Source organism: Gulosibacter sp. 10 (assembly GCF_900163695.1).
In the GTDB taxonomy this organism is placed as follows: Bacteria; Actinomycetota; Actinomycetes; order Actinomycetales; family Microbacteriaceae; genus Gulosibacter.
This window is the reverse complement of record NZ_FUIC01000053.1, coordinates 1-13,757: the sequence shown is the minus strand read 5'-3', so window position 1 is coordinate 13,757 and position 13,757 is coordinate 1. Positions and strand designations below refer to the sequence as shown.

At 71.1% G+C, this 13,757-nt stretch carries 13 protein-coding genes; 7 read left to right on the top strand and 6 right to left on the bottom strand.

What is annotated here, in order from left to right; all coding sequences use genetic code 11:
* Positions 1-81 precede the first annotated feature (81 nt).
* From FM112_RS15795 to FM112_RS15785, 3 genes are read left to right on the top strand one after another with little or no spacing between them, the layout of a single operon-like run.
* Positions 82-1,323 carry a Na/Pi symporter gene (locus tag FM112_RS15795; protein WP_087009374.1) on the top strand — a complete coding sequence of 414 codons (1,242 nt, stop codon included), beginning with the start codon at positions 82-84 and terminating at the stop codon, positions 1,321-1,323.
* 53 nt (positions 1,324-1,376) lie between these two features.
* Positions 1,377-1,676, top strand: a complete 300-nt coding sequence (locus FM112_RS15790) for a hypothetical protein (protein WP_087009372.1) — start codon at positions 1,377-1,379, stop codon at positions 1,674-1,676.
* Positions 1,673-2,668 carry a substrate-binding domain-containing protein gene (locus FM112_RS15785; RefSeq protein WP_087009370.1) on the top strand — a complete coding sequence of 332 codons (996 nt, stop codon included), beginning with the start codon at positions 1,673-1,675 and terminating at the stop codon, positions 2,666-2,668. Before FM112_RS15790 ends, FM112_RS15785 begins: the two co-directional genes overlap by 4 nt.
* Before the next feature lie 69 nt (positions 2,669-2,737).
* Here the strand turns inward: FM112_RS15785 and FM112_RS15780 are convergent, their stop codons facing one another.
* Together FM112_RS15780 and FM112_RS15775 are read right to left on the bottom strand one after the other, a co-directional pair.
* Entirely contained in the window at positions 2,738-3,772 is a 1,035-nt protein-coding gene (locus tag FM112_RS15780; RefSeq protein WP_087009366.1) for an Atu2307/SP_0267 family LLM class monooxygenase, read from the bottom strand.
* Positions 3,773-3,795: 23 nt separating this feature from the next.
* Positions 3,796-4,386: an NAD(P)H-dependent oxidoreductase gene (locus FM112_RS15775; protein ID WP_087009364.1), complete on the bottom strand. Its 591-nt coding sequence runs from the start codon at positions 4,384-4,386 to the stop codon at positions 3,796-3,798.
* Between the two features lie 89 nt (positions 4,387-4,475).
* On the opposite strand from FM112_RS15775, the gene FM112_RS15770 reads away from it, so the two are divergent.
* Positions 4,476-5,075 carry a TetR/AcrR family transcriptional regulator gene (locus FM112_RS15770; protein WP_087009362.1) on the top strand — a complete coding sequence of 200 codons (600 nt, stop codon included), beginning with the start codon at positions 4,476-4,478 and terminating at the stop codon, positions 5,073-5,075.
* 5 nt (positions 5,076-5,080) lie between these two features.
* Here the strand turns inward: FM112_RS15770 and FM112_RS15765 are convergent, their stop codons facing one another.
* Genes FM112_RS15765 through FM112_RS15755 form a run of 3 tightly spaced genes read right to left on the bottom strand, consistent with a single transcriptional unit; the run spans position 5,081 to position 7,870 of the window.
* Positions 5,081-6,049: an SRPBCC family protein gene (locus FM112_RS15765; RefSeq protein WP_087009360.1), complete on the bottom strand. Its 969-nt coding sequence runs from the start codon at positions 6,047-6,049 to the stop codon at positions 5,081-5,083.
* Positions 6,046-6,291 carry a hypothetical protein gene (locus FM112_RS15760; protein ID WP_087009358.1) on the bottom strand — a complete coding sequence of 82 codons (246 nt, stop codon included), beginning with the start codon at positions 6,289-6,291 and terminating at the stop codon, positions 6,046-6,048. Before FM112_RS15760 ends, FM112_RS15765 begins: the two co-directional genes overlap by 4 nt.
* Before the next feature lie 55 nt (positions 6,292-6,346).
* Positions 6,347-7,870: a gluconokinase gene (locus tag FM112_RS15755; protein WP_087009356.1), complete on the bottom strand. Its 1,524-nt coding sequence runs from the start codon at positions 7,868-7,870 to the stop codon at positions 6,347-6,349.
* Between the two features lie 215 nt (positions 7,871-8,085).
* Here FM112_RS15755 and FM112_RS15750 point away from each other — a divergent pair, with 215 nt between their 5' ends.
* Positions 8,086-9,471, top strand: coding sequence for a GntP family permease (locus FM112_RS15750; protein WP_087009354.1), 1,386 nt, complete (start codon positions 8,086-8,088; stop codon positions 9,469-9,471).
* A 7-nt stretch (positions 9,472-9,478) separates the two neighbouring features.
* On the opposite strand, the gene FM112_RS15745 is transcribed toward FM112_RS15750, so the two are convergent.
* On the bottom strand, positions 9,479-10,729 hold the full coding sequence (locus tag FM112_RS15745; RefSeq protein ID WP_087009352.1) for an MFS transporter: 1,251 nt from the start codon (positions 10,727-10,729) through the stop codon (positions 9,479-9,481).
* A 156-nt stretch (positions 10,730-10,885) separates the two neighbouring features.
* On the opposite strand from FM112_RS15745, the gene FM112_RS15740 reads away from it, so the two are divergent.
* The gene (locus FM112_RS15740; RefSeq protein WP_254910545.1) at positions 10,886-12,217 is read left to right on the top strand and encodes a replication-associated recombination protein A; all 1,332 of its coding nucleotides are present in this window, start codon (positions 10,886-10,888) and stop codon (positions 12,215-12,217) included.
* A gap of 95 nt (positions 12,218-12,312) precedes the next feature.
* Complete coding sequence (locus tag FM112_RS15735) at positions 12,313-13,710, top strand: threonine/serine exporter ThrE family protein (RefSeq protein WP_254910544.1); 1,398 nt, start codon at positions 12,313-12,315, stop codon at positions 13,708-13,710.
* Positions 13,711-13,757: the final 47 nt, after the last annotated feature.

Genomic DNA, 13,757 nt, shown 5'->3' with positions numbered 1-13,757 from the left:
CGGATACCCTGTGGATATGCTGCGAAGGCAGCCTACGTCCATGGTCGAAACGCAGCGCAAGTATTTCGTGGAGGGGCCGATATGACCCCCGCAATCGAGGCCTCGAAGCAGGAGTCGCGCACGTCGGCAGCCGCGGACGACGCCACGGCGAAGCCGCTTCGCAGCCCCCTGGCCTGGCTGCCGGTAACCGGCCGATGGCAGTCCCTCGTCGAGTGGTTCGTGGTCGGCTTCGCGATCTACGTGCTCATCACCGCCGTCTCCGGCATCGGCGCGGGGTTCAAGATGGCGGCGGGCGACCGGGCCGGCGAGCTCTTCCAGTTCGCCGAGAACCCGTTCGTCGGGCTCGTCATCGGCATCCTCGCCACCGTGCTCACGCAGTCCTCTTCGACCACGACCTCGATCACGGTCGGCATGGTCGCGGGCGGCCTGCCCATCGGCATCGCGATCCCCATCCTGCTGGGCGCGAACATCGGCACCACCGTGACCTCCACGCTCGTGAGCCTCGGCATGGCGGGGGACAAGCAGGTCTTCCGCCGCGCCTTCGGCGCCGCGAGCGTGCACGACATGTACAACCTGCTATCGGTCCTCATCTTCCTGCCGCTCGAGCTCATGTTCGGCATCCTCGAGAAGAGCTCGGGCTGGCTCGCCGACCAGACCAGCGGCTCGGACGGCGGCCCGGTGGCGGCGGTGTTCTCGGCGATCGGCGCCGGTGTGAGCGCCTTCACAGCACCCGGCGTCGAGCTGCTGCGCTGGATCGTCAGCCCGCTGCCCGAGGTGTGGGGCGGCATCGTCCTCATCCTGCTCGGCGTCGTGCTCATCCTCGCGGTCATCAATTTCATCGGCAAGATGCTCAAGGTGCTGCTCGTGGGGCGCGCCGAGCGGGTGTTCCACACCGCGATCGGCCGCGGTCCCATGAGCGGCATCCTCTCGGGCACGCTCATCACGGTGATGGTGCAGTCCTCCTCCACCACGACGAGCCTCGCGGTGCCGCTGGTCGGCTCGGGCAAGTTCTCGGTCAAGCAGATCTTCCCCTTCACGGTCGGCGCGAACATCGGCACCACCCTCACGGCGCTCATCGCGGCCTTCGCCTTCAGCGGCATCGAAGGGCAGGCCGCCCTGCAGGCCGCCTACGTGCACGTGCTCTACAACCTGTTCTGCGCGATCGTCATCTTCGGCATCCCCTTCCTGCGTCCGATCCCGGTCGCCGCCGCCCAGTGGCTCGCGCGCATCGGCGCCGAGCACAAGCTCTTCGTGGTCGCCTGGGTGCTGGGCGTGTTCCTCGTCATCCCCGGCCTGCTCCTGCTGGTGACGATGCTGCTATGAAGCGGAGCGAGCCCTTGGAGCGGTCGGCACGGACACGGATCTTGGAGGAATCGATGGCACAGGACGACGACGGGACGACGCCCGTGGAGGCGCAGATCGAACGGCTGCTCGCCGAGGCGGAGCACACCGTCGAGCAGCTGCGCCGGGAGCTCGACGAGGCCCGCGCCCGACGCGCTCGCGAGACGGAGCTGCGCGAGCAGCACGAGGAGGTCGACCGGCTGCGCGAGTATCTCGTGCAGGCGCAGGTGCGGTGGGGCGCCGTTCGGGACTTCTTCGAGAGCGCGCTGCGGGAGCTCGGGGATCGGACGCAGGAAGCGTCCGGAGACGATGAGGCCGAGGAGGGCCCGCGATGAACGCGCGATTCAGCGCCGCGAAGAAGGCGGCGATCGCGGGCTCCGCGGCAGCAGCGCTGATCATGACCGGCTGCTCCGCCGAAGGCGGCGGGGAAGTCATCCAGATCTCCGGCTCCGCGACCGTGGCGCCGATCACCCAGGCGGTTGCGACGCAGGGGAGGTTCGAGGTCGAGATCGCGGCTGAAGGCACGAACAGCGGGTTCGACCGCTTCTGTCGGGGTGAGACCGCGATCAACAACGCATCCGCGCCGATCCCCGGGGCGGGAGCCGAGACGGACTACACGGCGCTGTGCGCCGAGCACGGCGTCGAGTACCTCGAGCTGCCGATCGGTCTGGATGCGCTGAGCATCGTCCGCAACGAGGCGAACGGCCTTGTCGAGGACCTCACGCTCGAGCAGTTGCAGGCGATCTGGGAGCCGGGCTCCGAGGTGTCGGCGTGGTCGGATCTGGACCCGTCCTGGCCCGACGAGCCGATCGGCCTGTACGGTCGGGGCGACGGCTCGGGCACATACGATGTCTTCACGCAGGCGGTCAACGGCGAGACCGGCGCCATTCGCGAGGATTACAGCAGCACGGATGACCTGGACGAGCTCGCCGCGTGGGTCGCCGAGGACGAGTACGGCATCGGCTTCATGGGCGTCGGCAACTATCTCGCCGCCGATGAGGAGTACCGTAATCGCATCACGAACGTGAGCGTCGACGGGGCGGCTCCCGGGCTCGAGGAGGTGCAATCGGGCGAGTACGACGCGCTGACCCGTCCGCTCTTCCTCTACGTCGCGGTGAACGCGCTCGATGACGAACGCGTCGCGTCGTTCGTCGAGTACTACCTCAACGAGGCCCGGGAGGTGCTGCCGCGCGTGTACTTCTACGCGTTGCCGGAGGAGGCGTATCCGCTCGTGCAGTCGCGCTACGAGGATCGCATTCCGGGCACCATGTACGGCGAAGGCGGGGAGCCGGGCGCGTCCGTAGTCGAACTGCTCGGCGGCGTCTAACCCCTGCCGCGACAGCGCCGATGAGGGCCCCTGCGGATGCAGGGGCCCTCATCGGACTCGCGGAGCGGATCAGCCCTCGGCGAGCAGCTCCCGGACGCGCGGGGCGACCTCGCGGCCGTAGAGCTCGATCGACTTCATGGCGAGCTCGTGCGGCATGTGCCCGCTCGAGTACTTCATCGAGAAGCGGCTGGCGCCGAGCGCGCGCAGGTTCTCGGCGATGCGCCGCGCCACGGAGTCGGGGGAGCCGACCATGAGGGCGCCGGCGGTCGCGTCGGCGTCGAACCGCTCCCGCGACATCCCCTTGAAGCCGCGCTCGCGCCCGAGGCGGTCCATGACCTCGGAGAAGTGCGGCCAGAACTCCTCGCGGGCCTGCTCGTCGGTCTCGGCGATGTAGCCGGGCGAGTGGACGCCGACCGGTTGCGGCGCGTGCCCGTGCTCGGCCAGGGAGCGCCGGTGCAGCTCGGCGAAGGGCGCGAACCGGGCGGGCGGACCGCCGATGATCGCGAGCATCACGGGCAGCCCGTGCCTCGCGGCGCGGACGACCGACTCGGGCGTGCCGCCCACGGCGACCCACGCGGGGATGGGCGTCTCGACGGCGGGATGCACGCGCTGGTCCTCGAGCGGCGCGCGCGTGGTGCCCGACCAGGTGACGGGCTCGCCCGGCAGCAGCTTCGCGAAGAGGTCGAGGCGGTCCTCGAACAGCTCCTCGTAGCGCGACAGCGGCAGGCCGAAGAGCGGGAACGACTCGGTGTACGCGCCGCGGCCGACGATGATCTCGGCGCGGCCGCCGGTGAGCCCCTGCAGGGTCGCGAAGCGCTCGAGCACGCGCACCGGGTCGTCCGAGCTGAGCACCGTGACGGCGCTCGTGACATGGATGCGCTCGGTACGGGCGCCGATGGCGGCGAGCACCATCTCCGGGGAGGAGACGGCGTAGTCGGCGCGGTGGTGCTCGCCGATGCCGAAGAAGTCGAGGCCGGCGCGGTCGGCGAGCTCCGCCTCGGCCACGATCGCGCGAAGGGTCTCGGCCGGGGTCATCTCGGTGCCGTCGGCGCGGCCGGCGACATCGCCGAAGGTGTCCACCCCGAGCTGCAGTGCGCTGCTCATCGCTGTGCTCCTCTCGTCTGCCGTCAGACCAGTGCGTCCGCGCGGGCCGCGGCGACCGAGGCCACGAGCGCGTCGACCGTCTCGTCGAGGCGGGACTCGAGCCCCTCGGGGGCGGAGTGGACGAGGTGGGAGGAGGCCACGGGGCCGCCGACGAACTCGAAGACGCCGTGCTCGACGCTCGTGCGGATGGCGTCGCGGTAGCCGTGGTTGTCGTAGGTCGCGGGGGCGTTGCCCGCGAGGCGCACGAGGTGCACGTCGCGGCCGGCGAGGGCCGTCGCGTCCTCGGAGCCGAATGCCCAGCCGAAGGTGAGCACGCGATCGAGCCAGCCCTTGAGCAGGGCCGGCATGCCCCACCAGTAGACGGGGTGCACGAGGATGATCGCGTCGGCGCGCTCGATGCGCTCCTGCTCGCGGCGGATGTCCTCGGGCGCCTCGCCGGCGCCGCGCAGCACGGCGAGATCCGCCTCGGAGTAGCGGGGGTCGAAGCCCTCGCCCGCGAGATCGGCGATCTCGGCGGTCGATCCCGTCTCGCGGATGCGCTCCGCGAGCCGGCGCGAGAGGCTCGCGGTCAGCGAGTCGGCTTCGGGGTGGGCGTAGAGGACGAGTGCGTGCATGTATAGCGCCTTCCGGGTAGAGTGATCGATAAGAAGTTACTTTCAGTAACTTACGAAAAGTAACTTATCGCACGAGGGAGGGCGGCGCAATGGCGGAAACCGCGACCGGCGCGCGCAAGCGGATGTCCTATGACGACCGGCACGCGCAGCTCCTGGACGTCGCGCGGGAGTTCATCCGCGACGAGGGGAGCGATGCGCTCACGCTCGCGCGGCTGGCCGAGCGGGCGGGTGTCACGAAGCCGCTCGTCTACCAGCACTTCGGCACCAAGTCGGCGGTGCTGGCCGAGCTCTACGCCGAGTTCAAGAGCCGGACGCGCCTCGCGCTGGATGCCGCGATCGAGCGCACCCCGGCCTGCCTCGGCGAGGTCTCGCGCCTCATCTCGGACGCGTATATCGGCTGCATCGACGCCGAGAGCACCGAGCTGCCCGGCGTGGCCGGGGCGCTCTCCGGCTCGACGGAGCTCGAGGAGCTGCGGCAGGAGGCCGACGTCGAGTTCAGCGCATCCTGCCGCCGCGCCCTCGAGCCGTTCGTCGAGCGCGGCGAGGTCTCGGATGCGGCGCTGCACGCGGTGCTCGGCGCGGCGGACGGGATCGCGCGGGCGTTGGTGCTCGAGCAGATCGGCTTCGAGGACGGCCGAGAGGCGCTCGCCCGCGTCGTCGCGGGTGTGGTCCGGCCGCTCGAAGCGTAGCCCGGCTACCGGAACCGCCGGCTCGCCGAGCTGCCGATCTGCACGAGCGTCATCCAGACGAGATAGCGTTGGAACGGCCGGAGGGGCAGGCCGACGAGCCGGCGCCAGCCCGGCCGTCGCAGCCAGGCCATGCCGATCGTCACGCGGGTGCCGCCCGTCGCGGGCGAGAGCATGAAGTTCGTGATGACCGGCCGGCTCCGGGGCGCATCCGGGTACGCGGTCCGCCAGGCGAGGTGCTCGGGCTCGCGGGCCACGACCCGTTCGAACCGCTTCCTGCGGAAGTGCGGCTTCACGCGCAGCGGCTTGCCATCGGGCCGCTCGGTCGGCGCGTGACCGAGCCAGGTCCCGTCCTTCGCCGGCTCGACGGAGTCGACGTTCGGATCCCAGGAGGGGATGTTCAGCGGCTCCGCGAGGAACGCCCAGGTCTCCTCCGGGGAGGCCGGCACGAACGTCTCGTGCACGGGGATGCGGCTCCGCCTCTCGCGCGAGGAGGGATCCGGCGCTTCGGCCTCCGCCCGGTCCAGGGCGCCGAGCACGGCCTCCGGGGAGGTGCCGAGGTGGGAGAGCAGATCGCCGATCGTTCCGCTCGGCTCGACCACCAGTTCGCGCAGCACCGATGAGGCGCTGCCGTCGGCGTGCTTGCCGGCGGCGCGGCCGATCAGGTCGGCGGCGCGCTGCTTCCACTCGTAGCCGCTCGTCTCGTGCGGCGAGACGATGCGCTGCGCGTCCGGCAGCGATGCATCGATCCCGAGCTGTCCGAGCTGGGCCGAGCGCTGCTCGCGGATGGCGGCTCGGGCCGCGTCGAGCGTGATGCCGAGGCTCCGCAGCGCGTGGCCCGCGGATTGCTCGGAGAGCAGGAGCGCGAGGAAGAGGTGCTCGATGTCGGCGTCCCGGAGGCCCTGCCGCGAGGCCTCCTCGAGCGCGGTTACCGAGAGCGTGTGGCTCGTGCTGACGATGCGGGTCATCTTGCTCATGCTTTCCTCCTGGGCACGGGGATGGCGGGGTCGATGCGCTTGGCGTGCTTCTTGTGGGCGGCCTGGCGCGTGATGCCGAGCGCGTCGGCGACGTCCTGCCAGGTCATGCCCGAGCGCAGCGCGGCCTCGACCTGGCGCAGCTCGAGGGTGTCCGCGAGTGCGCGCAGCACCGCGACCGCGCGCAGGCCCGCGCGCGGATCGCTCGTATCGGCGGCGACTGCCGCCACTTCGGTCGACTCCATGGTGTCAACCTACGTTGCTAAACGGCGGTCTGTCAACCTCGGTTGCTCGACGAGGTCAGGCGATGACCTCGTTGTAGACGTCCTCGAACCGGCGGCGCAGCGCGTTGTAGTACGAGTGCTGGGCCGGCTCCGGGAACGTGAGCCCGGTCTCCGGGATGCGCGCGATCTGCTGATCGGGATTGATCGACCGCAGGGCCAGCACGGCGGCTCCGCGCATCGTGACGCGCTTGACGTCGACCACCTGCACCGGGAATCCGAGCGCCTGCGCGACGATGTCCATGACGCCCCCGTAGCGCTGCGTGACGCCGCCGGATGCGACCACCCGGCGCATCTGCGGATTCACGAGCTGCAGCTGCTCGAAGACGCGCGCGTACGAGACGGCGATGCCCTCGCCCGCGCCGCGCCAGAAGTCGAGGTTCGTGGAGGCGGAGGAGACGTTCGTGAACACCGCACGGGCATCGCCGGCCCAGCCGGTGGCGCGTTCGCCGGTGAAGAAGGGCAGCACGAGCGGCGTGCCGTCCTTCGGCTTCGCGCGCAGCGTCCGGTCGATCTCCTCCGCGGTCGCGGGCGCGAACGTCCGCTCGAGCCACAGCATGACGCGGCCGACGTCGTTGAGGGCGCCGCCGACGATCGACGCGTCCTTCGAGACCGAATAGGCCCACAGCCCGGAGGGCAGGATCTTCGGGGTGCCCGGCACGATCACGCGCATGGCGCCCGAGGTCGCGGCCGACATCGCGGCCACGTTCGGGGTGTCGGCGCCCACGCCGAGGTTCGACGCGAGCCCGTCCGGGATGGCGGGGAACCAGGCCGCCCCGGCGAGCGCCGGCCAGCGCCTCGCGACCTCGGGCGAGACATCGGTGATGGGATCCTCGGGGTCGACGATGCCCGCGAACCGGTCGCGCGTGAGCGCCATCTCCTCGAGCAGCTCCTCGTCCAGGTCGAGCGTATGCCGGTTGAGGATGCCGGCCCACGCCATCGTCGAGGTCGCGGCGCCCTCGACGCCGGCGAGCCTGGCGTAGATGTACTCGCCGAGCGAGACGAACTTCTCCGTCCGGGCCCAGATGCCGGGGAACTCCTCGCGCAGCCAGAGCATGCGCGGCGGGTGGTAGCTCGTGTGGAGGCGCGCGCCGATGCGCTGGTGCACCTCGGTCTCGTCCAGGCGCTTGCGCAGCACGGCGAGGTGCTTGGCCGAGCGGCCGTCCGCATAGGTGATGCACGGCGTGAGCGCCCGGCCGTTCGTGTCCACGCAGACCAACGACGAGGCGAAGGTGTCCATGACGACGGCCTCGATCGTGCCCGGGTCGAGGCCGTCCACCAGCTGCGTGATGATCTGATCGACCTCGTCGACCACGCGGTCGGCGTCGATCTCCGCGGTGCCGTCGGCGAGCTCGGTGAACACGTGCTCCGCCTTGAAGATCCGCTTCTTGACCGGCCGGGCGTAGCCGTCGTACAGGCTGCCGCGGGTCGAGCCGGACCCGATGTCGATGGCCAGCACGAAGGGCTCCACCGCCTGAGCGATCGGCACCGTCTTCGCGATCGGCTGGTGCTGCGAGCGCGGCGATTCGTCGGGGGTGCTCATTGCGGCTCCTTCGTCGTCGGAGGATTCGGGCGGCGGCCGCGGCGTCGCGGCGATGCGTTGTTGGCCTGCGTCTTCATTGTAGGGTTGTGCCGAAGGACATCACGTCGACGACGACGAGCGCCCGACGCAGGGACGTCTTCGCCCTGACACCGTGACCCTACACAGCCGACGCGGGGCAACGCTGACCGCGTCCCCGATCGACGGAGGACCACATCGTGGAAGACTGGACGCAGACGCTGGGGGCCGGGCCGCTGCTCGGCATCGCGGCGGGAGCCATCGCGCTCATCCTCATCCTGATCATCGGCCTGCGGATGCACGCCTTCCTGGTGCTGGTCCTGGTGTCGGCGCTCACCGCGCTGGCGTCCGGCATCCCGATCGGTCTCATCCCGGAGGCGCTCACCGACAGCTTCGGCGGGACGCTCGGGAACGTCGCGCTGCTGGTGGGCCTCGGCGCGATGCTCGGGCGGCTCATCGAGAGCTCCGGAGGTGCGAAGGCGCTCGCGGACAAACTGGTATCGCTGGTCGGCCCGAAGCGGGCGCCCTTCGCGCTCGGCGTGGCCTCGCTCATGCTCGGGTTCCCGATGTTCTTCGACGCGGGCCTGGTGATGATGCTCCCGATCGTGTTCGCCGTCGCGCGCAGGGTGTCCGATAAATCGGTGCTGGCCTTCGTGTTCCCCGTGGCCGGCGCGTTCTCGGTCATGCACGTGTTCGTGCCGCCGCACCCGGGTCCCGTCTCGGCGGCGGATTACTTCGACGCGAACCTCGGCCTCGTGCTGCTGGTCGGCATCGTGCTGGCCTTCCCGGTCTGGTACCTGACCGGATACCTGTGGGGCAAGTACGTCGGCCGCAACTTCTTCGTCGAGATCCCGAAGCTGTTCGGCTCGGCCGACGAGGAGCTGCCGAAGAACCCGCCCTCGGTGGGCACCGTCATCTTCCTCCTGCTGCTGCCGATGTTCCTCATCTTCCTGAACACGGGCCTTACGACGCTCGCGGCGGCGGGGGCGCTCAGCGAGGAGATGCTGCTGGTGCAGATCGGCCAGTTCCTCGGCACCTCGGGCATCGCGCTGCTCATCACCGTGCTGGTCGCGCTCGTGCTGCTCGGCTACCGTCGCGGCGAGAAGGGCAGCGTGCTCGAGAAGCTCGTCGACTCCGCGCTCGGGCCGATCTGCTCGGTGGTGCTCATCACCGGAGCGGGCGGCATGTTCGGCGGCATCCTCGAGACCTCGGGCATCGGCGATGCCGTCGGCGACACGCTCACCGGCATGGGCATCCCGCTGATCTTCGCGGTGTACCTCATGTCGGTCATCCTGCGGCTGGCCCAGGGCTCGGCGACGGTCGCACTGGTCACCACCGCGGGGCTCATGGCCCCGGCGGTGCTCGCGGCGGGCATGACCGACCTCCAGGTGGCGACCGTCACGCTGGCGGCGGCGGCCGGATCCGTGTTCGGCTCGCACGTCAACGACTCGGGCTTCTGGCTGGTCGGACGCCTCGTCGGCATGGACGTGCCGACCACGCTCCGCACGTGGACGATCCAGCAGGCGATCCAGTCGGTCGCGGGATTCCTCGTGGTGCTCGTCGTGTTCCTGTTCGCCTCGATGTAGCGGGCCGCTAGGGCATCGGCTCGTCGTCGACGACGCGGATGCCGACCGTGTTGCGTTCGTCGCGCTTGTCGCGCCGGGTGACGAGCAGGCTGAGCAGTGCGAGGCCGAGCCCCGCGACGGCGAGCGCCACGCCGACCCAGCCGGGGGAGAGGTAGCCGAACCCGGCCGCGATCGCGGCGCCGCCGAGCGCCGCGCCGAGGCCGTTGCCGATGTTGAACGCCGAGTGGTTCACCGCCGCGCCGAGCAGGGCGGCCTTGTCGGCGATGCGGATCAGGCGAGCCTGGATGGAGGGGATGAGCACCGACTGCATCGCGCCGATGAGGAACACCGTGACGAAGAGGCCGATCACGGTCGGGGCGAGCAGCGTGTAGAGCACGAGGGAGGCGATGAGCGCGGCGAAGCCGAAGACGATCGTCTTCGTCAGGTCGCGATCGCTCGCCCAGCCGCCGATGAGGTTGCCGATGGTCATGCCCACGCCCATGACCGCGAGCACCCAGGGCACCACGCCCGCCGAGAGCCCGGTGACCTGCGTGGACACCTCGGCGATGTACGAGTAGACGGCGAAGAACCCGCCGAAGCCGATCGAGCCGACCGCGATCATGATCCACGTGCGGACGTTCTTGAACGCGCTGAGCTCGGCGGCGGCCGAGCGCTCCGGGTCGCCCGGGTAGCGGGGCAGCGAGACCAGCGCGAGGACGAGGGCCAGCGCGAAGATGGCCGCGACCATCACGTACGCCCAGCGCCAGCCGAGGCTCTGGCCGAGCCAGGTTGCGAGCGGGACGCCCACGACGTTCGCCACGGTGAGGCCCGAGAGGGCGAGCGCGATGCCCTTGCCCTGGCTGCCCGGGCCCATGATGCGCGCCGCGAGGAGCGACACCACGGCGAAGTAGGCGCCGTGGGGGAGCGCGGCGATGAACCGGAAGGCGGAGAGCCAGCCGAAGGTGGGCGCGAGCGCGGAGGCCGCCGAGCCGATGATGAACAGCACGAGCAGCAGGAAGGTCAGGCGCGCCTGCGAGGCCCTGGCGCCGAAGGCGGCGAACACCGGCGCCCCGACGACGACGCCGAGCGCGTACGTCGTGATGAGCAGCCCCGCGCGGGCGATGCCGGCGGCCGGGGAGGCCTCGAACCCGGGCATCAGGTCGCGCGCGATGTCCGGCAGGAGCCCCATGGAGGCGAACTCGGTGACGCCGATGGCGAATCCGCCGAGCGCGATGGCGAAGAGCGCGACGACCCGGCGGGCGGGGGCGAGAGCGGTCATGCGTGGGCCTTTCGTAGTGGGTGCGGTGACGTCGCTCCGTTGCGCGGTCGATCAGACTAAACCCTTTCCGGCGAGTATTCGAGCCGCGCGGCCCATCGATTTCCCGAGCCGGCCGCATAGGGTGCCGCGTACCGGGCGAGGAAAGGAGGCGGCCACGTGAGTCAAGGGCATCCCTCGCTGTTCGAACCCGACGACGCGGGCCGGCCGCTCGCCGACCGATTGCGGCCCCGGGCGCTCGCGGACGTGGTGGGGCAGGAGCACCTGCTCGGCCCCGATGCGCCCATCGGCCGGATGGTCGCCGAGCACCGGCTCGTCTCGATGGTGCTGTGGGGCCCGCCGGGATGCGGCAAGACCACGATCGCGCGGCTGCTGGCCGAGGGCACGGGGCTGGTGTTCGAGCCGCTCTCGGCGACGTTCTCGGGCGTGGCGGACCTGCGCAAGGTGTTCCAGGCCGCGCGGAAGCGGCGGGAGGTCGGGCAGGGCACGCTCCTGTTCGTCGACGAGATCCACCGCTTCAACCGCGCCCAGCAGGACTCCTTCCTGCCGTACGTGGAGGACGGCACCGTCGTGCTCGTCGGCGCGACCACCGAGAACCCGAGCTTCGAGCTGAACGCGGCGCTGCTGTCGCGATGCCGGGTGTTCGTCCTCGAACGGCTCGACGGGGCGGCGCTGGCCACGCTGGCGGAGCGGGCGGAGGAGGTCATCGGCGCGCCCCTGCCGCTGGACGCGGAGGCGCGGCGGGCGCTGCTCGCGATGGCCGACGGCGACGGCCGCTACCTGCTCAACCTCATCGAGCAGCTCCAGACCGTCGCGGAGCCCCTCGACGCGACCGGGCTCGTGCGGCTCGTGCAGCGGCGCGCGCCCGTGTACGACAAGTCCCAGGAGGGGCACTACAACCTCATCTCGGCGCTGCACAAGTCCATGCGCGGCTCGGACCCCGACGCGGCGCTGTACTGGCTCGCGCGGATGCTCGACGGCGGCGAGGACCCGCTCTACATCGCCCGCCGGCTGGTGCGCTTCGCCAACGAGGACGTCGCGATCGCGGATCCGCAGGCGGTCCAGCAGGCGCTGGCGGCGTGGGACGTGTACGAGCGGCTCGGCTCTCCCGAGGGCGAGCTCGCGATCGCGCAGGCCGTCGTGTACCTCGCCACCGCGCCGAAGTCGATCGCCGTCTACCGGGGCTTCGGCGCGGCGCGGAAGGCGGCCAGGCGGACGGGCTCGCTCATGCCGCCGCCGCACATCCTCAACGCTCCGACGAAGCTCATGCAGGAGCTCGGCTACGGCGAGGGCTACCAGTACGATCCCGACACCGCGGAGGGGTTCTCGGGCGCGGACTACTTCCCCGAGGGCATGGAGCGCGAGCGCTTCTACCGCCCCACCGGCAACGGCTACGAGCGGATCATCCGCGAGCACCTCGAGGAGTGGGAGCGGCTCCGCGCACGCCGGCGGTCCGAGGCGGGCGGGGCGGACTCGGGCGGGGCGCCATAGCGCGGAGGGGTGCAGGCGGGCGCCGCCCCGAAACCCATCCCTCGGACCGCCGGTCTCCGAGCGCGCATGCGGGCGGGAAGGGGGAGAATGGTCCCGTGGCACGAGATGGTTTTCGGCGGCTGTTCCGCCCGGTGAGCAGGCTGCTGCAGGGGCAGGGCGGGGCGCTGTCGATGACGAAGCCCATGGCGGCCGTCGGCGAGCGCACCGTGCGCAGCATCCTCGACCTGGCCATGCGCATCGGCGTCTCGCTCACCACCGTCGGCGCGTCGGCGCACGAGGCGTCCCTCGCGGTCTCCCGCGTCACGGACGCCTACGGCCTGCACGACGTGCACGTGAGCCTCACGTACAACTCGCTGACCGTCTCGTATCTCTTCGGCGAGGAGGAGAAGCCGCTGACGCTGATGCGGGTCGTCCGCGTGTCGGTGCCCGACTACGCGAAGCTGCAGCAGCTCCAGGCGCTCGTCGTGAGCATCGAGACGGGGCTCGAGCTCGCGGAGGCGAGGCTGCAGGCCCGGCTCATCCGCCGCACGCCGTTCCTGTACCGCTCGAGCGTCGTCCTCCTCGCGCGGGCGCTGCTGGCCTCGGGCGTGGCCGTGATGTTCGGCGCCTCCGCCATGATCGTGGGGCTCACCTTCGTCGCCGCGCTCGCCGCATCGCTCGTGCAGGCGGGGCTCGCGAAGACGCGCGTGCCGATGTTCTTCAGCCAGATGGCCGGCGGCTTCGCGGTGACCGCGGTGGCCGTCGCCGTCTCCGCGCTCTCCCAGGCCGGGGTCGGCGCCTTCCAGGGCATCAACCCCACCATCATCGTGGCCTCGGGCATCATGCTCATGCTCGCGGGGCTGTCCGTGGTGGGCTCGGTGCAGGACGCGATCGACGGCTTCGCGCTGACCGCGACGGGCCGCATCCTCGACCTCACCCTGCAGACCCTCGGCGTCGTGCTCGGCATCCTCGCCGGCCTCGAGGTCGGCCGGGCCTTCGGCTTCAGCGTCGGGGTGCCCGCGGATGCGCCGTCCTTCGGGCCGCTGCCGGAGCAGCTGATCGGCGCCATGATCGTGGCCGTCGCCGTCGCGGTCACCAACGGCGCGGGAGCGCGGGTCATCATCGTCAGCGGCCTGCTCAGCAGCGTGTCCATGCTCGGGTACAACGCCATCCGGCTGTTCGACCTCCACGTCGCGGTGGCGGCCGGGGTGGCGGCCCTCGGCGCGAGCTTCATCGGCACGCTGATCGCGCATCGCTTCCACGTCCCCTCGATGGCGGTGACCACGGCGGCGATCCTGCCGCTGGTGCCGGGCATGGCGGTGTTCCGCGGCCTGCTCGGCCTGGTGCAGTTCGACGAGGGCGGGGCGCTCCTCACGGGGGCCGGCGCGCTCGCCTCGGCCGCCGTGACCGGCATCGCGCTCGCCTCCGGCGCCTCCCTGGGCCTGAGCCTGGCGACGCCGCTCCGGGCCACGCTCGGAAGCGTGCGGCGCTCGCGCGCCGGCGCCCGCCCCTAGCCGGCCGAGCGCTCCTGCACCGCCTCATCTGACCCATCCCCCTCCTC

Bases quoted from the DNA above. Each gene is read 5' to 3' on its own strand.
- FM112_RS15790 (WP_087009372.1), top strand. From the start codon at position 1,377: ATGGCACAGGACGACGACGGGACGACGCCCGTGGAGGCGCAGATCGAA.
- FM112_RS15795 (WP_087009374.1), top strand. From the start codon at position 82: ATGACCCCCGCAATCGAGGCCTCGAAGCAGGAGTCGCGCACGTCGGCA.
- FM112_RS15760 (WP_087009358.1), bottom strand. From the start codon at position 6,291: ATGGAGTCGACCGAAGTGGCGGCAGTCGCCGCCGATACGAGCGATCCG.
- FM112_RS15775 (WP_087009364.1), bottom strand. From the start codon at position 4,386: ATGCACGCACTCGTCCTCTACGCCCACCCCGAAGCCGACTCGCTGACC.
- FM112_RS15745 (WP_087009352.1), bottom strand. From the start codon at position 10,729: ATGACCGCTCTCGCCCCCGCCCGCCGGGTCGTCGCGCTCTTCGCCATC.
- FM112_RS15780 (WP_087009366.1), bottom strand. From the start codon at position 3,772: ATGAGCAGCGCACTGCAGCTCGGGGTGGACACCTTCGGCGATGTCGCC.
- FM112_RS15755 (WP_087009356.1), bottom strand. From the start codon at position 7,870: ATGAGCACCCCCGACGAATCGCCGCGCTCGCAGCACCAGCCGATCGCG.
- FM112_RS15765 (WP_087009360.1), bottom strand. From the start codon at position 6,049: ATGAGCAAGATGACCCGCATCGTCAGCACGAGCCACACGCTCTCGGTA.
- FM112_RS15770 (WP_087009362.1), top strand. From the start codon at position 4,476: ATGGCGGAAACCGCGACCGGCGCGCGCAAGCGGATGTCCTATGACGAC.
- FM112_RS15785 (WP_087009370.1), top strand. From the start codon at position 1,673: ATGAACGCGCGATTCAGCGCCGCGAAGAAGGCGGCGATCGCGGGCTCC.